Annotated in this window: 20 protein-coding genes; 12 read left to right on the forward strand and 8 right to left on the reverse strand. The window is 56.5% G+C overall.

Annotated elements, in window-relative coordinates; all coding sequences use genetic code 11:
- Positions 1 to 53: 53 nt before the first annotated feature.
- From CU100_RS16730 to CU100_RS26965, 4 genes are all read right to left on the reverse strand, one after another.
- The gene (locus tag CU100_RS16730; protein ID WP_106717708.1) at positions 54 to 1,337 is read right to left on the reverse strand and encodes an ABC transporter substrate-binding protein; all 1,284 of its coding nucleotides are present in this window, start codon (positions 1,335 to 1,337) and stop codon (positions 54 to 56) included.
- A gap of 23 nt (positions 1,338 to 1,360) precedes the next feature.
- The gene (locus tag CU100_RS16735) at positions 1,361 to 2,548 is read right to left on the reverse strand and encodes a PLP-dependent transferase (RefSeq protein ID WP_106717709.1); all 1,188 of its coding nucleotides are present in this window, start codon (positions 2,546 to 2,548) and stop codon (positions 1,361 to 1,363) included.
- Positions 2,545 to 3,291, reverse strand: a complete 747-nt coding sequence (locus tag CU100_RS16740; RefSeq protein WP_106718019.1) for a FadR/GntR family transcriptional regulator — start codon at positions 3,289 to 3,291, stop codon at positions 2,545 to 2,547. The genes CU100_RS16735 and CU100_RS16740 overlap by 4 nt, the downstream gene beginning before the upstream one ends.
- Positions 3,292 to 3,655: 364 nt before the next feature.
- On the reverse strand, positions 3,656 to 3,826 hold the full coding sequence (locus CU100_RS26965) for a hypothetical protein (RefSeq protein ID WP_170113868.1): 171 nt from the start codon (positions 3,824 to 3,826) through the stop codon (positions 3,656 to 3,658).
- Positions 3,827 to 4,009: 183 nt separating this feature from the next.
- Between CU100_RS26965 and CU100_RS16745 the strand changes: the two genes are divergently transcribed.
- Positions 4,010 to 6,529, forward strand: a complete 2,520-nt coding sequence (locus CU100_RS16745) for a DNA translocase FtsK (protein ID WP_245419072.1) — start codon at positions 4,010 to 4,012, stop codon at positions 6,527 to 6,529.
- Positions 6,530 to 6,876: 347 nt separating this feature from the next.
- Here the strand turns inward: CU100_RS16745 and CU100_RS16755 are convergent, their stop codons facing one another.
- Entirely contained in the window at positions 6,877 to 8,496 is a 1,620-nt protein-coding gene (locus CU100_RS16755) for an acyl-CoA synthetase (protein WP_106717711.1), read from the reverse strand.
- Positions 8,493 to 9,335, reverse strand: a complete 843-nt coding sequence (locus CU100_RS16760) for an IclR family transcriptional regulator (protein WP_106717712.1) — start codon at positions 9,333 to 9,335, stop codon at positions 8,493 to 8,495. The genes CU100_RS16755 and CU100_RS16760 overlap by 4 nt, the downstream gene beginning before the upstream one ends.
- Before the next feature lie 135 nt (positions 9,336 to 9,470).
- Between CU100_RS16760 and CU100_RS16765 the strand changes: the two genes are divergently transcribed.
- Positions 9,471 to 10,322 (forward strand): PCC domain-containing protein, encoded by an 852-nt coding sequence (locus CU100_RS16765; protein ID WP_106717713.1) that lies wholly within the window; start codon positions 9,471 to 9,473, stop codon positions 10,320 to 10,322.
- A 21-nt stretch (positions 10,323 to 10,343) separates the two neighbouring features.
- Here the strand turns inward: CU100_RS16765 and CU100_RS16770 are convergent, their stop codons facing one another.
- Positions 10,344 to 11,399 carry a LacI family transcriptional regulator gene (locus tag CU100_RS16770; RefSeq protein ID WP_106717714.1) on the reverse strand — a complete coding sequence of 352 codons (1,056 nt, stop codon included), beginning with the start codon at positions 11,397 to 11,399 and terminating at the stop codon, positions 10,344 to 10,346.
- Positions 11,400 to 11,684: 285 nt separating this feature from the next.
- Between CU100_RS16770 and CU100_RS16775 the strand changes: the two genes are divergently transcribed.
- The 8 genes from CU100_RS16775 to CU100_RS16810 all read left to right on the forward strand — a co-directional run bounded on the left by CU100_RS16775 (position 11,685) and on the right by CU100_RS16810 (position 21,225).
- On the forward strand, positions 11,685 to 12,929 hold the full coding sequence (locus CU100_RS16775) for an ABC transporter substrate-binding protein (RefSeq protein ID WP_106717715.1): 1,245 nt from the start codon (positions 11,685 to 11,687) through the stop codon (positions 12,927 to 12,929).
- A gap of 67 nt (positions 12,930 to 12,996) precedes the next feature.
- Positions 12,997 to 13,905 (forward strand): carbohydrate ABC transporter permease, encoded by a 909-nt coding sequence (locus CU100_RS16780; RefSeq protein ID WP_407070346.1) that lies wholly within the window; start codon positions 12,997 to 12,999, stop codon positions 13,903 to 13,905.
- Positions 13,902 to 14,801 carry a carbohydrate ABC transporter permease gene (locus CU100_RS16785; RefSeq protein ID WP_106717716.1) on the forward strand — a complete coding sequence of 300 codons (900 nt, stop codon included), beginning with the start codon at positions 13,902 to 13,904 and terminating at the stop codon, positions 14,799 to 14,801. Before CU100_RS16780 ends, CU100_RS16785 begins: the two co-directional genes overlap by 4 nt.
- Positions 14,798 to 15,895 carry an ABC transporter ATP-binding protein gene (locus tag CU100_RS16790; RefSeq protein ID WP_106717717.1) on the forward strand — a complete coding sequence of 366 codons (1,098 nt, stop codon included), beginning with the start codon at positions 14,798 to 14,800 and terminating at the stop codon, positions 15,893 to 15,895. Before CU100_RS16785 ends, CU100_RS16790 begins: the two co-directional genes overlap by 4 nt.
- 28 nt (positions 15,896 to 15,923) lie before the next feature.
- A complete protein-coding gene (locus CU100_RS16795; RefSeq protein ID WP_106717718.1) occupies positions 15,924 to 16,670 on the forward strand; it encodes a sugar phosphate isomerase/epimerase family protein in 747 nt (248 codons plus the stop codon).
- Between the two features lie 11 nt (positions 16,671 to 16,681).
- Positions 16,682 to 17,821, forward strand: a complete 1,140-nt coding sequence (locus CU100_RS16800) for a Gfo/Idh/MocA family protein (protein ID WP_106717719.1) — start codon at positions 16,682 to 16,684, stop codon at positions 17,819 to 17,821.
- An 84-nt stretch (positions 17,822 to 17,905) separates the two neighbouring features.
- On the forward strand, positions 17,906 to 20,212 hold the full coding sequence (locus CU100_RS16805; RefSeq protein ID WP_407070347.1) for a Tex family protein: 2,307 nt from the start codon (positions 17,906 to 17,908) through the stop codon (positions 20,210 to 20,212).
- A gap of 26 nt (positions 20,213 to 20,238) precedes the next feature.
- Positions 20,239 to 21,225, forward strand: a complete 987-nt coding sequence (locus tag CU100_RS16810) for an aldo/keto reductase (RefSeq protein ID WP_106717721.1) — start codon at positions 20,239 to 20,241, stop codon at positions 21,223 to 21,225.
- A gap of 42 nt (positions 21,226 to 21,267) precedes the next feature.
- Here CU100_RS16810 and CU100_RS16815 read toward each other — a convergent pair whose 3' ends face one another.
- Entirely contained in the window at positions 21,268 to 22,188 is a 921-nt protein-coding gene (locus CU100_RS16815; protein ID WP_106717722.1) for a sugar phosphate isomerase/epimerase family protein, read from the reverse strand.
- 171 nt (positions 22,189 to 22,359) lie between these two features.
- Here CU100_RS16815 and CU100_RS16820 point away from each other — a divergent pair, with 171 nt between their 5' ends.
- Positions 22,360 to 23,082 (forward strand): glutathione S-transferase, encoded by a 723-nt coding sequence (locus tag CU100_RS16820; RefSeq protein ID WP_106717723.1) that lies wholly within the window; start codon positions 22,360 to 22,362, stop codon positions 23,080 to 23,082.
- A 145-nt stretch (positions 23,083 to 23,227) separates the two neighbouring features.
- On the forward strand, positions 23,228 to 24,916 hold the full coding sequence (ggt, locus tag CU100_RS16825; RefSeq protein WP_245419120.1) for a gamma-glutamyltransferase: 1,689 nt from the start codon (positions 23,228 to 23,230) through the stop codon (positions 24,914 to 24,916).
- The last annotated feature ends 2 nt before the right edge of the window (positions 24,917 to 24,918 follow it).

The raw sequence follows: 24,918 nt of genomic DNA on the forward strand, positions 1-24,918 counted from the left end.
GCAAAAAGAATATGCTCCGGCACGTAAGCACCGGAGCATCTTTTCATTGCTTGTTATTTCTTGTTTTTGGCCATCCATGCCTGCTGCTGTTCGGTCAGGAACGCGGCCCACTCGTCGGCGACAGCCTTTGCAGTTTTCTGGCCAAGCAGCACTTCCTGGAAATTCTTGACTGAAACGGAGTCGTAGAAGTTGCCGAGGTTCTCGAGATAGGTCGGAGGGGTGACGAACTCGAACGTCTTCGGATCGTTCATTTCCTCGAACCAGCCCTTGAAGCTGTCGGCACCAAAATAAGGATCCTTGTCAGCGCCGTTGTGGATAGGAATGACGCCGACGTTCTTCGCGAATTCGAGGTTGTCCTCCGGCGAGAGTAGCGTTCCCATCAACTTCCAGGCATCGTCCTTGACCTTGGAATTGGCAAACATCGCCCAGCCTGCATAGCCTAGTGTCGGATAGGATTTTCCGTTCGGCCCGGTTGGCAGCGGCGCAACGCCAAAATCTTCCGCTTTCATCTTCTCCGCAATACCGATCAATGCATCCGGATCCTGATCGAGCATGGCGCAGGTACCGGAATAGAAACCGGTCACGACTTCGTTGAAGCCCCAACTGACGCTGTCCTTGGGCGCATAGCCGTTCTTGTAGATGTCGGCTAGCATCTCGAGACCTTTGACGGCGCCCGGCTCGTTCAGGGTCGCGGTGCCATCTGCGTTGAAGTAGCCACCCTTGCCATTGGCGATGTTCATGAACATCTGAACGCCGTTGAAGCCCCCAGGACCGCCGCGAAGGCAATAGCCATACTTGCCCTCTAGCGCCGAGATTTTCTTGTTGGCTTCCATGAACTCGTCAAGCGTCTTCGGTGCTTCCTTCAGACCGGCCTCGGCGAAGAGCTTCTTGTTCCAGAACATGGCCCGGATATAGTAGCCGTAGGGGATCATGTACTGCTTGTTATCGACGACCGATCCGAATTGTTTTGCCCGCTCGCCGAGCGTGCCTGCATCCTTCCACTTGGCCATATAGGGCCCAAGATCCTCAAGCTGGCCGTTGGTTGCATAAAGACCCATCCAACGTTCCGGCATCTCGACAATATCAGGCGTGTCGCCGGCCTGAACCATGGTCAGGAATTTCTCGAATGCCTGCCCCCAAGGCAGTGATACAAGCTCTACCTTGCTTCCGGGATTGGCCTGCTCGAAGCTGGCGATCTGCTTCTTAAGCAGTTCTGTGCGAGGTGGGCTGGTAATCACCTCCACCACCTTGATCGTCGTGTCAGCCAGCGCCGTCGTAGCGGTCATCGACAGGGCAGCGATTGCACCTGCCAGAAATGTTCCCATTCGTTTCTGCATTGTTTAGCTCCCATTTTTAGAGTTCAGCGTTTTGCTATTGTCAGTGCATTCACGAGGTCCGCCCAAAGTTCCTCTACACTTTCAAGTCCCACGTGAAGGCGGATCGTCCGGGGGCTGACACCGAAGCGCCCGATCGAATTGGCATCCGGTGTCTGCTGCAAGGACGCGAGTGCCGGAACCACGAGACTTTCGTGACCGCCCCAGCTGACGCCGATGCGGAACAGCTTCAGCGCATCGACGAAGGCAGGCACATCGATGTCGTCCGTAACCTCAAAGGAAAACAGGCCCGAGTAGCCCGTCAGCGTCGCCTTGCCCGGATGATTGGAATAGACCGGATGCATTACGCGCTCCACATTGCCATGCGCCATGAGGCGTTCGGCAATAGTCAATCCGCTTTTCATGTGATGCGGCAGCCGGAGTGTCAGCGTGCGCAGACCGCGCAGCAGAAGCCAGGCCTCGAACGGCGACAGCTTGGCGCCGAGATAGGAATAGGTCCGCCCGTTGATCCGTTCGATCATTTCGCGCGATCCGGCGACAACGCCGGCAACGGTGTCACTGTGCCCGCCCAAATATTTCGAAGCCGAGTGCATGACAAGATCGATGCCATGGCTGATTGGCTTCTGAAAAAGCGGCGTTGCCCACGAGTTGTCGATGGTGGTCACGATGCCATGCTGCTTTGCGAGTTTCGCATAATGCGCAATGTCCTGCAGTTCGAACATCATCGAACTCGGGCTTTCAAGGTATAACAATTTTGCACCTGGTAAGGCAGAAGCAACCGCATCCGGGTCAGAGCCGTCCACGTAGTCGACCCTGATGCCAAGGTGCGGTAAAAGCCTCTCGAACAGACGATACGCATCGCCATAACAGTTCCGTACCGCAACGATACGATCGCCTGCTCCGACAAAGGCGAGCACCATCGCGCTGATGGCACCCATTCCGCTGGAAAACGCACGCGCGGCTTCCGCTCCTTCGAGCGCAGCAATCTTGCTCTCGAATTCCATGACGGTCGGATTGTCACCACGCGAATACATCGGCTGGCGCTTGCGACCGGCAAATGCATCTGCCATTGCCGCATAATTTTCGAAAGTAAAAAGCGATGTTTGATAGATCGGGGGAACAACAGACCCACCGGGGAAAGGTTCATCATGCGCGAGCAATGTTGCAGCTTGCGCCATCATGTCCTGGTCGTGAAAATATGGATTATCGCTCATTCTGCGGCTCTGCTCTTGTTCTGTTTTTTCAGGTTTGCGGCACCGCGCCTGAGGTCATCCTCGACGGTCGCTATCAGCTTCAGTGCCTCCGCACGTGCGGCAACCGGGTCGCGGGCCGCAATCGCGTTGAAAAGCGTCCTATGATAGGGGAAGCTCGCATGACCAAAATCCCGTACACCCAGGGGATGCTCCCAGAACCGGTGAAACATCTCGTACATCGCGGCGATGATCTGCTCGAACAACGGATTTCCGGACGTTCGGAATACGGCAAGGTGAAAGTCCCAATCCTCATCGGCGGACATGCCGTGGCGAACGTGGAAGGCTTCTTCCATTACAATCAGTTTGTGTTCAATCAGCGCGAGATCGGCATCATTGGCGCGCTCGGCACAAAGAACCGCCGCTTCGGCCTCGAGGCCGCGACGGATTTCCAGCGTGTGCATCAAACTGTTGAAATCATTGCCTGACGGCAGCGTCAACGGCATATGCAGCATGTTGCGTGTGACAACCGCCTTTAGATATGTACCGCTGCCTTGCCTGCGCTCTACAAGCCCGAGTTCCTGCCAGCGGGTCAGCGCTTCACGCACGGTTGTTCGGCTGACTTTCAAATGTTCCGCGAGCAGTCGTTCGGTCGGCAGCCGGTCTCCGGGGTTCAATGCCTCCCCGGTGACGAAATCCACCAGCGCTTGCAGCACCGCGTCATCACGTGATGCCGTCTGAACCGGCAAAAGAACCGAACCTGTCACGGAGCGCATGCCTCAATTGGTTGGACCATTGGGCCAATCCACCACATATAGAAGCCGAAGTCAAACGCCGGGCATGACTTTTGCCGCGGGAAAGAGCGCCGGGTGTCGTGTTGTTCCTGAGCGCCTGTTAACCGACTGCCGCACCGCGCACTGGAATGATGCGCCGCTTCGACAGACAAACCAAAAGGGTAAGGCTGGACACAAGTTAATGGAGCAGTTCGATACTTACACTGCGAATTCTGTGTAAACGCCTATCCGGCCCATCATCCTCAAACAGTAACCAACCTGAGGGAAATACCGAGTTGCGTTCAAGAACTTCATTATTAACGCAGATTAACCAAAACGGCGGGGCAATCGAAGTGTTTCACCACTTCTTTTTCTTGCGTTTTTGATCCGCCGGCTTCGGCTCGAACAGATCGGTATCGGATACTTCCCTGGCATCCGATGACTCCGGTTCGGTAGATTTCAGTGCGGTTGGTTTAGTCTCGGGCTGGGACTTTGAACCGGTGTCTTTCAACGCGAATTTGATCGCCATTACGAACTGCTTTCTGATGTAAAATCTGCGCAAGGCAGAGAATGCTGGTGCTTAGCATGAAGGGCAAATAATTGCGCGTGAAATCGAGCCCCGATCGTCGGAAGTAGCGACTTGTTAACCTTGGTTTTCTATTCAGGATAAGCCCCCCTTTGGGTCAACTCACATAGTTCCGCTGCAGGCATCATGCGTATCCCCAGAACAAACTTTCCCCTAAAGGCAGATGAATTCGAGTTCGAAAGTCGCGACAGGAAGGACCCGATTCACGTGCCGGTTCCACCGGCGCCCAGGCTGGACCCTGCGAATGAAGAACCTGGCGGGCTCTACGAGAGCGTCGTCGTCAGGAGGTCAACGGCCCCAGCGTCGCCAAAGACGTTGTTCGAGGCAAAGCGCTCGGCCATTTCTGACCAAAACATATTTGGTACGGATAAATCGTCAGCGCCGATCTCAAAACGTATGTTCTCGCTATCAGAAAATGTCCGCTTCACCCGGACCCCCGACAGTGAACTTGTGAAAGGCAAGGGTTCGGTCACGGAGCAAGCAATCACACTTCCGGAAGACGAACCTATGGTTGCCGAACACCTGCCCTCAAGCCCGAAGACGGTTGAGGTACCCGGCCTGGCGGCCGAAACCTTACCGTCTCTCCTCTTCAGCCAGGCCATACAAGTTCAGTCTCCCGGGGCTGCCCACCCGCAGACACTCGCCAAAGCCCTTCCCGACATAAAAGCAACGCCGCTGACCGCTTCACCACTCGTTTACGTGTCCGATTATGCTTTCTTCGAGACCGCTAGCTTTATTGGCGCGATCGCCCCTGTTGTTACCGCTGCTGCAAAGCCAGGTCCGAGATTCAGTCCCGATGAAATCACGGCTCGCTTCCGCGTGCTGGAGTACAATAAGACTAAGGCGCACGAGGAACCGATCAAGCCACAGCCTATCTCGCCGCTCCTGCCACCGGCTGTCGAAACACACCAGGATGAGCCAACGGCAGAACAGCGACTGGAAAAGCGCAACGTCATTGACGTGAATACGAGCGACATTTGCCCACCAGGTCCGCCGCTCGCCGTTCAGCGCACTCTTCCCCGCCGCCGGGATATTGCACCTGCCCAGTCGCCGCTTCCACCCCGGCGCACCGCAATGCTGGATTCTGCCGAACCGCGGATTTCTCCGGCCAGCCACATCACCTACGAAAAGCCGTCCGTAACCCTGCTGCAGGAAGCGGTCACGCATGATGTAATTACCATTTCGCAGGAAACCCTTGAGCAGAACGCAGGGCTTCTTGAAAGCGTGCTTGAGGACTTCGGCATTCGCGGAGAGATCATCCACGTGCGTCCCGGACCGGTCGTCACACTCTATGAGTTTGAGCCGGCTCCGGGCGTAAAATCCTCACGTGTCATAGGCTTGGCCGACGACATCGCTCGTTCCATGTCCGCGCTGTCCGCGCGCGTTGCCGTCGTCCCCGGTCGCAATGTTATCGGTATCGAATTGCCCAATGCCACGCGCGAAACCGTCTATCTGCGCGAGATGGTAGCATCGGAAAACTTCGACAAGACGAGGTTCAAACTTGCGCTGTGCCTCGGCAAGACAATTGGAGGAGAGCCTGTCATCGCCGAACTGGCGAAGATGCCGCATCTACTCGTTGCCGGGACGACAGGTTCGGGCAAATCAGTTGCCATCAACACGATGATATTGTCGCTGCTTTACCGGCTGACGCCGGAGGAGTGCCGTCTGATCATGGTCGATCCGAAAATGCTCGAACTGTCCATTTATGACGGCATCCCACATCTGCTTACCCCGGTGGTCACCGATCCGAAGAAAGCCGTGATGGCTCTCAAATGGGCTGTGCGTGAGATGGAAGACCGCTACCGGAAAATGTCGAAGTTGGGGGTTCGCAACATCGATGGCTTCAACGCCCGCGTTACCGCCGCGCAGGAAAAGGGTGAGACGGTGATGTGCACGGTACAAACAGGTTTCGACAAGGGAACAGGCGAGGCCCAGTATCAGCAGGAGCCGCTGGATCTCACGCCGATGCCCTATATCGTCATCATCGTGGACGAGATGGCCGACCTGATGATGGTAGCTGGCAAAGACATTGAGGGTGCCATCCAGCGGCTCGCCCAGATGGCGCGCGCCGCCGGAATTCACCTCATCATGGCGACACAGCGTCCGTCGGTCGATGTCATCACCGGAACCATAAAGGCAAACTTCCCCACGCGTATTTCGTTTCAGGTAACCTCCAAGATCGACAGCCGCACCATCCTCGGCGAGCAGGGTGCGGAGCAACTGCTCGGCCAGGGCGACATGCTGCATATGGTCGGTGGCGGCCGGATTTCCCGCGTCCATGGCCCATTCGTTTCGGATGAAGAAGTCGAAAAGGTTGTCGCGCACCTGAAGACACAAGGCCAGCCGGACTATCTCGATACCGTAACGGCCGATGAAAGCGACGAGGAAGACGCGGATGCCGACGACAGTTCTGTCTTCGACAAGGGCGCCGTCGCCGCTGAAGATGGCAACGAGCTCTATGATCAGGCAGTCAAGGTGATGCTGCGTGACAAGAAGTGCTCGACGTCCTACATCCAGCGACGGCTGCAGATCGGTTATAACCGCGCTGCTTCGCTGGTGGAGAGGATGGAAAAGGAAGGCCTCGTCGGCCCCGCCAACCACGTTGGCAAGCGTGAGATTCTCAACAGCAGCAGGGACACATCCTGAGCGTCGACAGCCACGAACCTATTGACGCAGAGCAGCCTTGACGGACTTTAATGGCGAACATCTGATCTTGATGAACTCGTCAGGTGAACGACCGACGATTGCTGTGCGGGCGACAAAAGCTTGTCCCTGCATCCCGCACATCATGGCATTGCTGGTCTGTGGCCCATAGATTACGTCCAGAGCGGTACTGGATTGGCAATCCATAGGCGATAGGCTTGTTGAGCAAATGAGTATGACGACCTGGAGCATGCTAGTATCCCCTTGCGAACGGTTGCTCCTCCCGATCGGCGTAAGAGTACGGCAGTTTTGCTGCAATGCAACCTAAATTTTGTTGCAGTGCAGAAGAGTCAGCGTTTCAAGAGTTCATCCAGTTGACCACGCCTGACCAGTTCTTCACGGATCAGTTTCTTGCTGATCTTGCCATATGCCGATTTGGGCATCTCGGACCAGAACACCAGCCGTTTCGGTATTTTGTACCGGGCGACCTTGTCTGAAAGCCAGTCGATAATTTCCGCGCAATCAGGGGCCGTGCCGGGGCGGGCAACGCAAACTGCGATCCCGACCTCACCCCATACCAGATCTGGAACACCCAATACCGCAACTTCACTTATGTCCGGATGGGAAAGCATCTTCTCCTCGATCTCACGCGGATAAATGTTGGAACCACCCGAAATATACATGTCCGAGGCTCTTCCCGTGATAAACAGAAATCCCGCCTCGTCCATATGCCCAAGATCGCCGGTCCGAAACCAGCCATTGCGGAAGGCTTTCGCATTGGCTTCCGGATTATTGTAATAGCCTGCAAAAACCGCAGGACCGATTACACAGATTTCGCCGGTTTTGCCTGGAGCAATTTCATTGCCGTCACTATCCTGAATGGATATCTGCATTCCGGTTCGCGTATAGCCGCAGGTGCCTGGCCGCGGATCGGCATCATGGTCCAGATAATGCGCGGCTGCCGGCAGTACGGTGATATTCCCGGTGACCTCACCCAGACCGTAATATTGCACGATAACCTGGCCCAACGTCTTCAAGGCGTTGTTCTGGTCGGTCTGGTACATCGGCGCGCCTGCATAGATTACATGGCGCAGGTACGAGTGATCCCGCTTGTGCACGTCAGGGTGTTCGACCAGCATCTTGAGGATGGTCGGCACGGTGAACATGTTGCTTACCCGCCATTCTTCGACAAGACGCCAAGCTTCGGCGATGTCGAGCTTTTCCGTGGGCAGCAAAATGGTCTTGGCGCCGCGTGCGACCTGGGTCAACTGATGTATGCCGGCGCCGTGTGACAGAGGCGCCACCACCAGCGACGCGTCTTCGTGTGTCGTGTCAGGCATCAGATCGCATAGATGGCTCGTCACCACAAAAGCCATTTGGCCATGCGTCAGAACTGCAGCTTTTGCCCGCCCCGTCGTTCCGGAAGTGAAGAAGAACCAGCATGGATCGTCGTGATCCACAATGGCCGTCGGCGTCGTTTCACCATCGAAACGGTTTATAATGTCGTCATAATCCTCCGCAAAAGCAGCGCTTCCAATGGCAATGACGAATTTCAGAGCGGGGCTTCCTCTCCGGCAGGCCTCCACATGCTCTGGAAATGACTGCCCGCAGATCATACCTACTGCGCCGCTGGCTGAGGCCAGATACGCAACTTCATCGGGCGTCTGCCGGAAGTTTGTCGGCACCCATACGGCTCCGATTTGGAAGCAGGCAAACATGGATTCGAACATTTGGTTGCAGTTTTGGGATTGAACAAGCACACGATCGCCTTTGACGACGCCGAATTGCCTTTGCAACGCTGCGGCCATGGCGCTGACACGCCGCTGTAGCTGCGAAAAGGTCCAGGTTTCTTCCCCCCACACAAGTGCAATATCGTCCGGGAATCGCCGCGCCGATTGCGCGAGAAGCCCATGAAGGTTCATGACCCGTTTCGACATAGGCTCGATCATCAATCCATGTCTGCCGGTCATGTCGCCACCTTCGAGGCATTCGGCCGCCTTGGTCGATCATCTTGAGACTGGAGATGCGCCAACCGCGCTTCGATTTTCCTGGTTTCACTTCGCATCAGCGCCGCCAGTTCCCCTTGGCGTCCAGGCTGCATGCGGCTGTCGATAGCCGCTATGCTGAGAGCGCCCGCTGGTCGCCCGTCCGGGTAGCGAATGGCGATTCCGATCCCCCAGGAATTGGTGAGGATCAGACCGGGATTGAGAGCAAAGCCCTTGTCACGGGCCGCTGCAATATCAGCGCGAATGCGATCGGGATTAAGATTTGGGTATTCGGCGAGAAGCGTGGCTTCGTTCACGGCCAGAATGGTTTCAACTTCATCATCGGGCATCGCGGCCAGAATCGCCAACGACCCGGCGCCAACACCCAGGGGATGGCGATAGCCTGCCTGCAAGGCATGAGTGCGGATGGGATAAGTCCCTTCCTCCCGGTGCAGGCAGACGGAATAGCTATCACGCTGGATGGAAAGAAAGCTGGTGTCCTGCGTCTTGGCCGAAAGGAACCCGAGGCTGTCACGAGATATCTGTAAAAGCCCATATCGCCGTGTCGCCAAAGTGCCAAGTACGTAGGCTTCCTGACCAAGATAGTAGCGTCTCGTCAAGCGGTCCTGCTCCAGCAAGCCGGATCGTATGAGCGCCAGGAGCAGTCGCCGAGCAGTAGGTTTGTTGAGGCCGCTTTGTTCGACAATATCAGTGAGCGTGCTGCCGTCGTCGCCGGAATAACTGACAAGGCTAAGGAGACCAAGCGCCCGATCGACGCTTTGTGAACCATTGAGACCAGCCATCGGCCTGACTTCTTGCTCCATCCCGTTTCCTCTGTTGATCCACATTGTGGATCATTTTGCTCATTTGTGGAACTATGCCACAAGTCTGCCGGCTGAGTTCAAAATTAGGAAAGCTCCAAGTTGATATTCGTCATGCAACACATTTGGCGGTGACCTGTGCCCAAACGTTTCTTGCGACAACCCGGACCCTCACGCTCACAGCGCTTCGAAAGTTTCGAGGGCGTCGGCCGGCGCCTGGAATTCGTTCTTGAACCGGGCCGCAATCTCAACGAGGCCGTCGCCGGGCCGCTCAAGGCGTCCGGCATCAAGGCAGCGTCACTTGTTCTCGAAGGCGGAGCTCTCGATCCGCTCCACTATCTTATGCCGGCACTTGCGAGTGACGGCCACCACGCGGCCTGGTACAGCGATATATTTTCGCTGGCCGGCGAAACGCGGCTCAGCAATGGCAACGTCACGTTCGGTGAGCGTGACGGCTCTCCTTTCATTCACTGCCACGCAGCTTGGGTCGGGCCGGATGACAAGCCCGGCGTTGGACACGTACTGCCGCATGAAACCATCGTAAGCCAGCCCATTCGTGCAATCAGCTGGGGTGTCGAAGAGGTGCGGATGGTGTCGGAACCCGATGGGGAAACCGCTTTCACGCTGTTTCGTCCAATACCTTCGGTAGGGACAAATGCCGCCAAGAGAGGTCCGCGGACGGTGATCGCACGTGTTGGTCCCAATGAGGATGTCATCACAGCCGTGGAAGCGATCTGCCTGAAGCACGACTTCACAGCAGCAATGCTGCGTGGTGGCGTAGGCAGCTTGATCGGTGTGCGCTACGCGAACGCTTTGCAAGTTGACGATATTGCGACCGAGGTTTTCGTTATCGGCGGCTCTGTGGTGAGCCAGTCGGCCCGCGTCGCAATCATGGCGGTCGACACCCGTGGCAGCATTACACACGGGGAACTCCTTCGTGGTGAAAACCCGGTCTGCATCACATTTGAACTGTGCCTCGAAGAAGCCTGAGTGAAGAGCAAGCGGAAGTTGCTAACGCTGATCGTGTTGGCCGGGAGAGCTGAGGCTCTGCAATTCCCGCGCATCCACGCCTTCTATGCGCCGCAACACTGCTCGCGCCAGCTCGCGCCCGGCGTGGCGGACGTCTTCATTGAACACGATGATCTGCGGACGAAACCATTGCAGCACGTCGGTGGATTGCTTCGACACCAGATCCACATCCTCGCCAATTTTCAATCCAGCGGCTTCGATTCCCGCGACAATCGCGATAGCCGCGCTGCCGCTGCAGCTGACGATGCCGTCGGGGCGGTGCGGTCCTGACATGATCTCCTCCATTCGGTCACGGATACGGCCGAGCGAGGTGTCGACGTCGATATCGGGCACTGGAACTGACGTAGCGCGCCCCTCCTCCACAGCACGTTTGAAACCGCGATCAAGGTGCCGGTAATAGGTGACGGAAGGTGACGGCCCGGCAACCATTGCGATTCTGTGGCGTCCCCTTGCTATTAGTCTCTTCACGGAAAGATAGGCGAAAGCCTCATTGTCGAAATCGTGAAATGGATGCTCTATCCCCATCTCGGTCCGCCCGTGCGTGGCGAATGGTATGCCATGTTCGGTCAGGTATCTGACCCTCGGGTCATCTGGCTCCGTACGCGACATGATGATCCCGTCTGCCGAGCCGGTTTCGACAATGTAACGAATCGGCTGCATCGGGTCATTTTTCACCGAATAGGGGGTGACGGTCAGATGATAAGGTGTCTCCGACAGCACTTCGGAAATTCCGTAGACCATGTTGGAGGTAAGCCCCATAATCTCCGATTGAGAATTGAGCACAAGGCTGATCACATTCGTCTTGCCGGTGCGAAGTCGCACACCCGCACGATTGGGCCGGTAACCGATTTGCTTGGCGATGAGCTGCACGCGGTTTTTGGTTGCCTGGCCGATTTCAGGCGCGTCCTTGAGCGCACGGGAAACCGTGGTGACACCAAGGCCCGCCATAAAAGCGATGGTCCTCAACGTTGGCCTTTCGCCCTCGCCGAGTTCGCCTGGTTCCGCTGATTCTTTCTGACCGGCCGCCTTCGTCTTCATATCGTGAACTACTCGAGTCCTTCTTCAGTCTCTGTATCGTTTCAGCAATCAAGTGCAATCGATTGGTGCACCATAGGGCACTTCATGGCGTAACCATAGCTGAAATTTGCCTGGCTTGGCAATGGCGTACTTTAGCTAGAATTAACTAGTTGACTGATTTCATTAAACTTTTTTGACACGTTTTCAATATTGTAACAATATCAGCAAAAATGTGGCTTGCGGCGATTGCGCTCGGCTTGGGTTTGGACTAGCCTACCTGTAACGTTTCAGATTTGGGAGGATGCGATGCGTTACCGTTCCATCATGGCTGTTCTTGCGACATCCACATTTCTTTTCGCCGCCAGCCAGGTTCGAGCCGCCGACCTTGAGGTAACCCACTGGTGGACGTCTGGCGGTGAGGCAGCTGCTGCCAAGGTTCTCGCCTCGTCCTACGACAAGCTTGGCGGTGACAAATGGGTGGATGGCGCGATCGCAGGTAGCGGCAGCACTGCTCGCCCAATCATTGTCAGCCGCATTCTGGGGGGAAATCCCATGGGCGCGACGCAGCTTAACACCGGTCGCGACGCCGAGGATCTGGTCAAAGCCGGATTGATGACGGATTTAACCGAGCTTGCTACCAAGGAGGGTTGGGCTGATTTCATCCGCCCCTCCAAACTGCTCGACGCATGCAAGTATGAGGGAAAGATTTATTGCGTTCCAGTCAATATTCACTCCTGGCAATGGATGTGGATCAATCCGAATGCTTTCAAGCAAGCAGGCGCGGCGGTTCCCACCAACTGGCAAGAATTCGTGGCTGCAGCACCCAAGCTCAAGGAAAAAGGCATTATTCCGCTCGCGACTGGTGACGCTTGGCAGATTGACGGTGTGTTCCGCGTGATGTTGGCCAATCTTGGCGGCAAGGACCTCTATCTCAAGATCTTGGACCAGAAGAGCACCGAAGCGGCGGGCGGTCCCGAGACGAAGGCTATCTGGCAAGCGTTTGCAGACGCGCGAGAGCTTGCCGACCCCGGCTATGTTGGACGGCAGTGGAATGAAGCAACGTCACTTGTCCTTACGGGTAAGGCCGCCGGCCAGATCATGGGGGATTGGGCACAGGGCGAATTCGGCGTGGCCGGAAAGGTCGCAGGAACCGATTACGATTGCCTTCCCGGCTTGGGGGTTCATCCTGCACTCGACACAGGCGGCGATGCCTTTTACTTTCCAAAGAATGCAAATCCCGAAATCACCAAGGCCCAACTGAAGCTTGCCAGCATGCTGGTTTCCAAGGAGACTCAGGTCGCCTTCAATCTCGCCAAGGGCTCGTTGCCGATCCGCGGTGACATAGACATGCAAGCCGCCAATGAATGCATGAAAAAAGGCATTAAAATATTGACCGACAGCAATAATGTGCTGCCTTCGTACGAACAGGCTTTCTCCTCCGACACTCAAGGCCAGATCGAAGATCTGACGACGGAGTTTTTCGCAGATAAGACTATGACGGTCGAGGACGCTCAAGCCCGTTACGTCGAGATCATCGGCGAAGCAAAGTAGAAATTGAACCTATCGACGTGAGATATGCCGGCCAACCCTTGGGCCGGCATACACCGAGAGGCTGGAGATTTCCGTGAGCCGACGCCCCTTTGCCCCCCTGCGCAACTTGAACGCCAAGATCGCTGCGGTACCGATGATCGTCACGGTGCTTGTTGTCTTTGTCGGCTGCACTTTGTGGACGGTGCTCTATTCCTTCACATCCTCACGGTCGCTGCCAACGCTCGATTTCGTTGGGTTTGACCAATATACGCGGCTGTTCCGAACATCGCGCTGGACTGTGTCTCTTAAAAACCTGGCAATCTTCGGCCTGTTGTCATTGGCCTTCTCCCTCATTATCGGCTTCATACTGGCTGCCTTGATGGATCAGAAAATCCGCTTCGAGAATACTTTTCGCACGATTTTTCTCTATCCGCACGCCCTGTCGTTCATCGTCACAGGTCTCGTCTGGCAGTGGATCCTCACGCCGGCCTACGGCGTGCAGAAGGTCGTCCGGGATCTCGGTTTTGAAACTTTCAGTTTTCCGATCCTGACCGACGGCCGTTTCACCATCTATGCGATCGTCATCGCGGGCCTTTGGCAAGGGACAGGCCTTGTCATGGCTTTGATGCTCGCGGGCCTGCGCAACATTGATGACGAAATCTGGAAAGCCGCGCGGGTCGATGGAATACCGGCGTGGAAGACGTATCTTTTCATCATCATTCCGATGATGCGGCCTGTCTTCATCACTACGCTGGTCATCATTTCAGCGGCTATCGTCAAGGTTTATGACCTCGTCGTTGCGCTGACGAATGGCGGTCCCGGCATCTCCTCCGAGGTTCCCGCCAAATACGTCTACGATCTCATGTTCTCGCGCGGGAATCTGGGTCAGGGCCTTGCCGCCTCGACGATCATGCTCACCACGGTGCTCATCATTCTCGTTCCCTGGGCACTACTGGAGTTCCGGCCACGATACCGCAAGGGGAAAATCCCGAAATGAACTCAAGTCTCTCTGGTGCAGAACCGCGAGGAAGTCGCCCGAAGCGTTTCCTGTCGCCCGCGTCGATCATGATCTATTCCATACTTTTCATAGCCGCGGTTTATTACCTCATTCCCCTCTACGTAATGGTCATGACATCGCTGAAAGGCATGCCGGAGATCCGGCTCGGCAACATCTTCTCGCCGCCTGTCGAGGTCACCTTTCAGCCCTGGGCGACGGCCTGGAACAGTGCATGTACCGGGCTTTACTGCGAGGGCATCAAGGTCGGTTTCTTCAATTCGATGAAGATCCTCGTTCCAAGTGTAATCCTCTCCATAATCATCGCATCGGTTAACGGTTACGCGCTTGCCAATTGGCGCTTCAAAGGATCGGAGCTGTTCTTCACGACGCTTATTTTCGGCGCCTTCATTCCCTATCAGGTGATGCTCTACCCGCTGGTGATCATTACGCGAAACCTCGGCATCTTCGGTACGCTGACCGGCGTCATCGTCATCCATACGATCTTCGGCATGCCGATCCTCACCCTGCTCTTCCGCAATTATTTTGTCTCGCTACCTCCGGAGCTATTCAAAGCCGCACGCGTCGATGGCGCCGGCTTCTGGCGCATCTTCCTGCAGATCATGCTTCCCATGTCACTGCCGATATTCGTCGTAGCGGTGATCCTGCAGGTGACGGGCATTTGGAACGACTTCCTCTTCGGCGTGATCTTCGCCGGTACGAAGAACTTCCCCATGACCGTGCAGCTCAACAACATCGTCAACTCAACCCAAGGGGTGAAGGAATACAACGTCAACATGGCGGCAACCATTCTCACCGGAGCCGTACCCCTCCTCGTTTATTTCTTCTCAGGCAAATATTTCGTCAGGGGCATTGCCGCTGGCGCCGTAAAAGGGTGACCTCAGTGCATAGCGTTCTCATCAAGGATCTCTCACTCAATTTCGGTTCGATCAGCGTCTTGAAGAACCTCAATATCGAGGTGGCAGATGGCGAATTCCTCGTGCTTCTCGGACCATCCGGTTGCGGAAAATCCACCTTGCTCAATTGCATCGCAGGGCTGCTCGATATCTCCGACGGACAGATCTTCATCAAGGGCAAGAACGTAACCTGGGAAGAGCCGAAGGATCGCGGCATCGGCATGGTATTCCAGTCCTATGCGCTCTACCCGCAAATGACTGTCGAGAAAAACCTGTCATTCGGCCTGCGGGTGGCTGGACTGCCCGCTGCGGAAATCCAGAAGCGCATCGCGCACGCCGCCGAGATTTTGCAGATCGGGCCATTGCTCAACCGCAAGCCCGCCGAGTTATCCGGCGGCCAGCGGCAGCGCGTCGCCATCGGCCGCGCGCTGGTTCGCGATGTCGATGTATTCCTCTTCGACGAACCTTTGTCCAACCTCGATGCAAAGCTCCGCTCGGAACTGCGCGTGGAGATCAAGCGCTTGCACCACAAGCTTGCCAATACGATGATCTATGTCACCCATGACCAGATCGAGGCACTCACTCTGGCGGATCGCATCGCTGTCATGAAGGGCGGTCTGATCCAGCAGCTCGATGATCCGCTGACTATCTATAACAGACCGCGCAATCTTTTTGTCGCAAGCTTCATAGGCTCACCCGCCATGAACTTTCTCAAGGGCGAGATCGTCGATAAGGACGGCTCGCCGGTCTTCCGCGCCGCAGACCTTGACATCTCGCTCGCCGCCTATCGGCCGCAACAGCGGCTCGCGCCGGGCCATGCCGTCATTTTTGGTTTCCGTCCGGAACACATCGCCATCAGCGGCCAGGCCGGACCAGCCGGCTGCTCCTGTGAGGCCATCGTCGATCTTGATGAGCCGATGGGTGCCGATAGTCTTGTCTGGTTGAAGGTCGCGGGAAAAGCCATCTCGGTTCGCGTCGATTCCGGCAGGCGCTATCAGCCTGGTGAAAAAGTCTTCCTGACATTCAACCCAGCCATGGCTTCGCTATTCGATGCCGTGACCGAAAATCGCCTTTAACCTTCCCAAGCATTCATGGAGAAATGACGTGACCGACTTTTCCTATCAGCTCTACAGCTCCCGAAACTTCCCGCCGCTCGAGCAGACGTTCGAAATGTTGAAGCGCAATGGTTATGCCCAGGTCGAGGCCTATGGCGGAGTCTACGCCGATCCCGAAGCAACGAAGCTCGCGCTCGATGCCAACGGGTTGACCATGCCTACGGGCCATTTCAGCATCGACCTTCTTGAAAAAGAACCGCAAAAGGTCCTCGATATCGCCGGCGCGCTCGGCATGAAAGCCATTTATTGCCCGCACCTTGCCGTCGATGTGCGTCCCCTTGATGCAGCAGGCTGGTCGGCTTTCGGAGAGAGATTGGAAGCGGCGCATGCCACCTACAGCAAGGCAGGATATGTTTTCGGCTGGCACAATCATGACTTCGAATTCAAAGCGCTGCCTGACAACTCGCTGCCGCAGAAGCTGATATTCGATGCAGCCCCAAGCATATCGTGGGAGGCGGACATTGCCTGGATCATCCGCGGCGGCGGCGACCCGTTCGAATGGATCGGGAACTATGGCTCACGCATCAGTGCCGTGCACGTCAAGGATATCGCTGCTCCCGGCCAGAATACGGACGAGGACGGCTGGGCTGATGTCGGTTATGGCACGGTCGACTGGAAGGCGTTGATGACGAGGCTCAAAGACACGCCTGTCCAGTACTTCATCATGGAGCACGACAATCCATCGGACGATGAGCGCTTCGCCCGCCGCTCGATCGCCACAGTCAATTCATTCTGAGGAACATCCCCATGGCCAGGACACTTGGCATCGGCATAATCGGTGCTGGCAATATCTCTGCGACCTATCTGCGCCTTGCCCCACTCTTCAGAGGCATTGAAATGCGCGCCATCGCGGACATCAGCAAGGCGGCTGCCATTGCACGGGCATCCGAATACGGTGTCGAAGCGCGAACTATCGACGACCTGCTCTCCAGCGAGGACATCGATCTTGTTGTCAATCTCACGGTTCCTGACGCGCATTTTGACGTGTCGAAGCAGATCCTGTCGGGGGGCAAGCACCTTTACTCGGAAAAGCCGCTGACGCTGTCGCTCAAAGAAGGGCTTGAACTGCAAAAGATTGCTTCAAAGAACAAGTTGAAGGCGGGATGCGCTCCCGATACTTATCTCGGCGGTGCACACCAGCTTGCACGCAAGCTCATCGATGACGGTCAGCTTGGAACCATTACCTCCGGCACCGCTCACGTCATGAATCATGGCATGGAACATTGGCATCCGAACCCGGATTTCTTCTATCGCCCGGGTGGTGGGCCCATACTCGATCTTGGCCCTTACTACATCGCCAATTTGATCAATCTCATCGGTCCGGTCAGGCGCGTTGCCGCGCTCACTTCAACGGCAACGCCTACCCGCACGATTTCAAGCGAGCCGCGTAAGGGTGAGACAATAAAGGTGACGACGCCGACGACCATTCAGGCCCTGCTCGAGTTTGAAAGCGGTGCATCGATCACCTTGTCGGCCAGCTGGGATGTCTGGGCACATCACCATCCCAACATGGAGCTCTACGGCACGGAAGGCTCAATCTTCCTACCGGATCCGAACTTCTTCGGCGGGGAAGTCAAGCTGGCGAAGCCGGGCAAGAAACCGCGCGCTGTCAAGGCTTGGGCCCATCCTTTCGGCGCACCAAATCAAAAACATGCAGCGGGAATGATGGCTAATTATCGCACGGCCGGGCTCGCCGATATGGCCGCCGCCATTCTCACAGGCCGAGACATCCGCTGCTCGATCGACAGAGCTTTGCACGGGGTTGAAATTATGGTTTCGATCCTGCGTTCCGGCGAGGAGAGGAAGTTTATCGACATCAAGACAACCTGCTCGCGGCCGGAGGCCCTGGGCATCAGGGAAGCCAAGTCTCTTTTGAAAAAGGCTTGAAGCATCGTTCCCAAGCGATTGCGGTCATGATCGGGCGCCACTATGTTGGCCGCTCGATCATGATTCATGGAATATCTCGTGACTATTGCAAATACTGTCCGCATTGCTCGCCTTATCGCCGCTGAGATCAACGCGAGGCCGGAACAGGCAAGTGCGGCGATTGAACTCCTCGATGGTGGGGCGACAGTTCCTTTCATTGCGCGCTATCGCAAGGAGGTTACCGGCGGCCTGGACGATACGCAGCTCCGTAATCTCGATGAGCGGCTGGTTTACCTGCGTGAGCTCGAGGCCCGCCGCGATACGATCATCGAGTCCATTCGCGTCCAGAGCAAGCTCACGGATGAGCTTGAAAACAAGATTGCCTCCGCCGTGACCAAGGCGGAACTGGAAGATATATATCTGCCCTATAAGCCCAAACGGCGGACCAAAGCCGAGATCGCGCGTGAACGCGGACTTGGTCCATTGGCGGAAACAATCCTGTCAGACCGACGCACCATTCCTTCCGGCCTGGCAACGGAGTTTCTCTCTGAGGATGTTCCCGATGTAAAGGCCGCGCTCGACGGCGCGCGGGACATTCTTGTGGAGACGTTTTCGGAAAACGCCGACCTCGTCGGCAGGCTGCGCAACCACATGAAGGATCGCGCCATTCTTCGAGCGAAAGTTATAGATGGCAAACAAGAGCCGGGCGCAAAGTTTGCCGATTACTTCAATCATTTCGAGCGCTGGGCAGCGGTGCCCGGCCACCGCGCACTCGCCATGCTGCGTGGCCGCAATGAGGACGTGCTCTCTCTTGAAATCGAGGTCGATGCCGACGACAGCTCTGCGGTCAAGCCGGTCGAGCGCATGATTGCCGAGACCTACGCGATCCGGGCAAATGGCGGTGCCGCCGATAGCTGGTTGATGGAAGTGGTGCGTTGGACATGGCGTATCCGGCTGTCGCTCAATCTCTCCGTCGATCTCATGACCGCCCTGCGAGAGCGCGCCGAGGAAGAGGCGATCCACGTCTTTGCCCGCAATCTGAAGGATTTGCTGCTGGCAGCGCCTGCGGGCTCGCGCACAACCATGGGCCTGGATCCCGGCATCCGTACAGGCGTCAAGGTCGCGGTCATCGACGGCACCGGCAAAGTGCTCGATACAACGACGGTCTACCCTTTCCCGCCTCGCAATGACGTGCGCGGAACGCAGGGCGAACTCGCGCGACTTCTCATCAAGCACAAGGTCGAGCTCATCGCGATCGGCAACGGGACTGGCAGCCGCGAGACGGAACGGCTGGTTGCCGACATGCTGGCGGATATGCCAGCGCCAAAACCGCTGAAGGTCATCGTGAGCGAGGCTGGAGCTTCTGTCTATTCCGCATCTGCCACCGCTGCTGCTGAATTTCCGGGGCTTGACGTGTCGCTGCGCGGTGCAGTCTCTATTGGCCGCCGGTTGCAGGATCCGCTGGCCGAACTCGTGAAAATCGAACCGAAATCAATTGGCGTGGGGCAGTACCAGCATGATGTTGACCAATTCCGCCTTGCGCGGTCACTGGAAGGTGTCGTGGAAGACGCGGTAAATGCCGTCGGCGTCGATCTGAACACAGCATCCGCATCACTTCTTGCGCGTATCTCCGGACTTGGGACCTCACTTGCTGAAGCCATCATCGCCTATCGCGACGATGTGGGTCCGTTCAGGACACGTCGCGATCTGCTCAAAGTCGCCCGGCTCGGACCGCGCGCCTTTGAACAATGCGCAGGGTTCCTGCGCATCACTGACGGCACTGAACCCCTCGACGCTTCCGCGGTGCATCCGGAGGCCTATGGCGTCGCCAAGAAAATCGTCAGCGCATGTGGCCGGGATGTGCGCTCATTGATGAATGACAGCAGTGCGTTGAAAGCACTTGATCCGCGGGTCTTTGTCGACGACCGATTCGGCCTGCCGACGGTGCGCGACATTATTGCAGAACTCGAAAAGCCCGGCCGCGATCCCCGGCCTGAATTCAAGACGGCATCGTTTACTGACGGTATCGACAGTATAAAGGATCTCAGGCCCGGAATGCTTTTGGAAGGGACGGTTACCAATGTTGCCGCTTTCGGAGCGTTCGTCGATATTGGCGTGCATCAGGACGGTCTCGTGCACCTGTCACAACTGGCGGATCGTTTCGTCAAGGATGCGCATGAGGTGGTCAAGGCGGGGGATGTCGTCAAAGTGCGGGTTGTCGATGTTGATCCGAAGCGAAATCGCATCAGCCTGACCATGCGCAAGGATGGCGGCACCGCTCAGCCGCCGAGGGGTTCACGTCCTGTCGATGACGCCCCCCGGACGCGCGTGCCGGCTCCCGGCCCGAAGCAACAACCTGCATCTCAAGGCGCATTCGGTGCGGCTTTGGCAGACGCGCTGCGCAAGAAATAGCTGGCACAATCATGGGGAGAGAGACCGTGGATATGCGCGCAATAGGCAATACGCCACTCGCAGTAACGCAATTCGGATTTGGTGGGGCGGCGATCGGCGGACTCTACCGGGAATGCACGCGAGAAGCAGCGATGGAGACGTTGCAGGCCGCGTGGGACGCAGGAATGCGTTATTTCGACACCGCGCCTTTTTATGGTTTCGGCTTGTCCGAACGGCGGATGGGCGATTTCCTGCGCAACAAGCCCAGGGAGACCTATGTTCTCTCGACCAAGGTCGGTCGCCTCTTGCGCCCGGTCCCGGAAGACAAGGTTCCGGACCATTCCTATGTCAATCCGCTGCCGTTCACAGTCGATTATGACTATAGCTATGACGGCATTATGCGGTCATTCGAGTTCAGCTTTGCACGGCTGGGGTTGAACAGGATCGACATCCTCTATGTGCACGATATCGGCGTCTACACCCACGGCGCGGAGAAAAATGCAGTCTACCAACGCCAGCTTCTCGATAGCGGCATGAAGGCCTTGGATGAACTGAAAACGTCCGGAGCGATCTCCGCCTATGGTCTCGGCGTCAATGAGGTCGAGGTCTGCCTCGACGTGATTGCCAGACACCCGATTGACTGCATCCTTCTCGCCGGGCGTTATTCGCTACTGGACCGGTCCGCCGAGCGCGGTTTGCTTGAAGCCTGCCGCAGACAAAAGATTTCGCTGGTGATCGGCGGTGTTTTCAACTCCGGCATCCTCGCAACCGGCCCGGTTCCGGGCGCTAATTTCGATTACGGCCCCGCGTCGGAAGATATTGTTGAGCGCGTGCGCGCCATGCAAGCAATAGCAGAAGCAAATCTGGTTCCGCTCGCCGCAGCAGCCATGCAATTTCCGTTGCGCGAGCCAGTTGTCGCCAATGTCCTGATAGGAACGGCCAAACCATCGAGCCTGGCCCGAAACATGGAACTGCTGAACGTCACTGTGCCGGATGCGGCCTATTCCGCCTTTGAGCCATTCACAATTAGATAGGTGGCAAAGACGCGGCCATGCAGCTCGCCGCGTCTTCGAACCTTACGCTGCTATTCGGCGGCTATTGACCATCTCCACGAGCTTCCGCGCGCGAGCAAGGCTATCCGCTTGCTCACCGGCAAAACGGTCCCCGGTTATTTCCATGATCAGCATCGTGTCCGGCAGGAATGTAAGCTTTGAAAAAATCTCCTCCCAAGGAATGTCGCCCCAGCCGATCGGCAGATGCAGGTCGCCTATGCCGAGCGCGGTTGCTTCGGCCGGGTGATAAAACTTCGTCATGCTGTATGGACGGCCAAAGCTGTCATGCACATGCAAATGGCCGGTGACCGGAGCCATGGCTCCGATCTGCTCCTGCCAATCGAGACCAAGCCTTGTGCACTCGATATAGGCATGGCTGAAGTCGATAAGCGCACAGACGTTCGGACTGTTGACGGCGCAAACAGTTTCACCAATCTTTGCCGGCGTCTGGCGATAATCCGCATCGCTGAGCGCAAAGATGTTTTCCAATGCAATCCTGACGCCGTAGCCCTGCGCAACTTCGGCCATTTCTGCCAATGTATCGCGCTCCATCTGGTCGAGATCGCCAATCCGCGTCAGCGCCGGCATCTTGGCATGCCCGCCATGGTGGACGAGAATTCCCGCCTCCACGCGATTGCACAACTCGAGCATCGCGCGAACGACCGACTTCTGCAGCGCCAGATGTTCCCTGTCCATGAAGTTGGATACGATCTGGCCGTGGACGCTATAACGCAGATCGAACTGGCGGGTAATTTCCAGCAGGCGCTCTGCCCGTCCGGGGATGATCCGGCCCCCGGAAATGAGTTGTTCGCCATAGAGTGAGAGTTCGGCAGCGGTCGCGCCAAGGTCACTGATCGACCGCAACGAACCCTCCAGCACGTCGAAATTGCCGACGCCTGTATAGGTGCAGAAACCAACGGCCGATATGATAGATCCGGCATTCATGATTGTTCCTTTCGAATGCAGCCTAAGCTGCCGCGATCGACTTTTTTCTATTGTGTTTCAACTTGGGCGCCTCGTCGAGACGCAAACCTCCCGGGAGAACAAATAGCTGGCGATTACCACATTGCCATGTTTGGCTGCTAAACCACCCGTCGAAACCTGAAGGAGACCTCGATGGCCTATGAACTCTACTACTGGGACGGATTGCAGGGTCGCGGCGAATTCGTGCGGCTGGCCTTCGAAGAGGCTGGTGTCGAATATATAGACGTTGCGCGGCAGGAGGATGGTACCGGATCGATGATGAAATGGATGAAGAGCAAATCCGACGCCCACATCCCCTTTGCGCCGCCCTTCATAAAAGACGGCGATCTCATCGTGTCCCATGTGGCCAATATTTTGCTCTATCTCGGACCCAGGCTGGACCTTGCGCCGCAGGATGAAGCATTGCGCTTTGTCGCGAACGGGTTGCAGTTAACGATCACCGACTTTGTGGCCGAGGTGCATGATACGCACCATCCAATCGCCACGACCCGATATTATGAGGACCAGAAGGACGCCGCAAAACAGCGCTCGGCCGACTTCATCGAGAATCGCATACCGAAATTCATGTCCTACTTCGAGCGTGTGCTTGAGAACAATCCGGAGGGGAGCGAACGCGCTGTGGGGAGCGCACTCAGCTATGTCGACCTGTCCCTGTTCCAGATAGTCGAAGGCTTGCGATATGCATTTCCGCGAGGCACGAAGCATCTTGGCGTCCGCTATCCAAAGATCATCGCCGTTCACGATGCTGTCGAAAAGCGGCCCAACATTCAAAGTTATCTTGCCTCGGGTCGCCGGCTCAAATTTAATGAATCCGGCATTTTCCGTCATTATCCCGAACTCGATCAGGACAATTGAACCACCCTCCCGCGTGCTTTTATGCTGGACATAAAGTGCAGGAACGGTTCCATTGCAGCGCAAGATTTTTCATGTGGGAGGGATGATCATGGACTGTCGTTCTCTGAGAACCAGCGTGTTTGGCCTGGCGTTGAGCATTGCCACGATGCCCGCGTTTACGGCCTTCGCCGCATCGCCGGACCCGGTCAAGGCAGAGCATGGCATGGTGGTCACCGCGCAGCATCTGGCATCGCAGGTCGGCGTGGACGTTCTGAAAAATGGCGGCAACGCCGTCGATGCAGCTGTGGCTGTCGGGTATGCGCTGGCGGTTGTTTATCCGACAGCGGGCAATATCGGCGGCGGGGGCTTCATGACCATCCGCCTGAAAGATGGCAAGACCACCTTCCTTGATTTTCGCGAGCGTGCACCACTTGCTTCGACCAAGACCATGTACCTGGATGACAAGGGCAATATGGTCAAAGGTCTAAGCACCGATGGATATCTTGCCATCGGCGTGCCCGGTTCCGTTCTCGGCTTCGAAACGGCAAGAACGAAATATGGGACCAAATCGCGCGAAGAGTTGATGGGCCCCGCCATTCGTTACGCACGCGATGGTTTCGTCCTTGATCAGGGTGATGTGACCTCGCTCCAAAGCGGCGCAAAAAAACTTGGCAAGGACAAAGCGGCAGCGGAGATATTCCTGAAGCCTGACGGCAAGACCTACGCGATTGGAGAAACCCTGATCCAGACGGACCTGGCGGCGACCCTCTCCGGCATTTCGCAGAAAGGTCCGGAAGCCTTCTACAAGGGTCCCACGGCCGATGCCATCGTCAAAGCCAGCGAGGCGACCGGCGGCATCCTCGCCAAGGCCGATTTCGAACAATATACGGTTCGCGAGCTCGAACCGGTCAAATGCAATTACCGGGGATATGAAATCGCGTCCTCTCCGCCGCCAAGCTCTGGAGGCGTCATCATTTGCGAGATTTTGAACATCCTTGAGGGCTACCCGCTGGGATACCTGGGATATGGCTCGGCTGAGACTGTTCACGCAATGATCGAAGCGATGCGCTTTGCCTATGTCGATCGCAACACGTCTCTTGGCGACCCGGATTTTGTCGACAATCCCGTCAAGAAATTGCTCGACAAGCAATATGCCAGGGAAATCCGCGAGAAAATAAGCCCCTTCAAGGCGGGCGTGTCCCAGGAATTGATGCCGAAAGGCTTTGGCGAAAGCACAGAGACGACACATTATTCAATTGTCGACGACGAAGGAAACGCAGTCGCCGTGACCTACACGCTCAATGGCTCCTTCGGCGCCGGGGTGGTTGCACCGGGAACTGGCATATTGCTCAACAATGAAATGGACGATTTCACTGCTAAGCCCGGTGCGCCCAATCTCTACGGCCTGGTCCAAGGCGAAGCGAACGCCATTCAGCCGAAGAAAACGCCGCTATCCTCGATGAGCCCGACGATCATCTCTAAAGACGGGAAGCCGTTCATGGTCATTGGCAGCCCGGGGGGCGCGCGCATCATCACGATTACGCTTGAAGCGATTGTCAATGTCGTTGACCACGGCATGAATATCCAGGAAGCCATCGATACGCCACGCATTCATCATCAGTGGCTGCCGGACAAGGTCTACATGGAGCCCTATGCACTTTCCGCCGATACTCGCAAGATTTTGGCGGAGATGGGTCATGATGTCGAGATCGACAAGAGCTGGACCATCTGGGGACAAGCTGCCGGCATTCTCGTTGGCGGCGAAAGCCTTGGCGATATCGAAAAGGGCGGTGGCGCACGCTATAACGGAGCTATCGACAGCCGCTCGGGATCAGGGGAAGCGCTAGGATACTAGCC

Source organism: Phyllobacterium endophyticum, assembly GCF_003010935.1.
GTDB classification, from domain to species: Bacteria; Pseudomonadota; Alphaproteobacteria; order Rhizobiales; family Rhizobiaceae; genus Phyllobacterium; species Phyllobacterium endophyticum.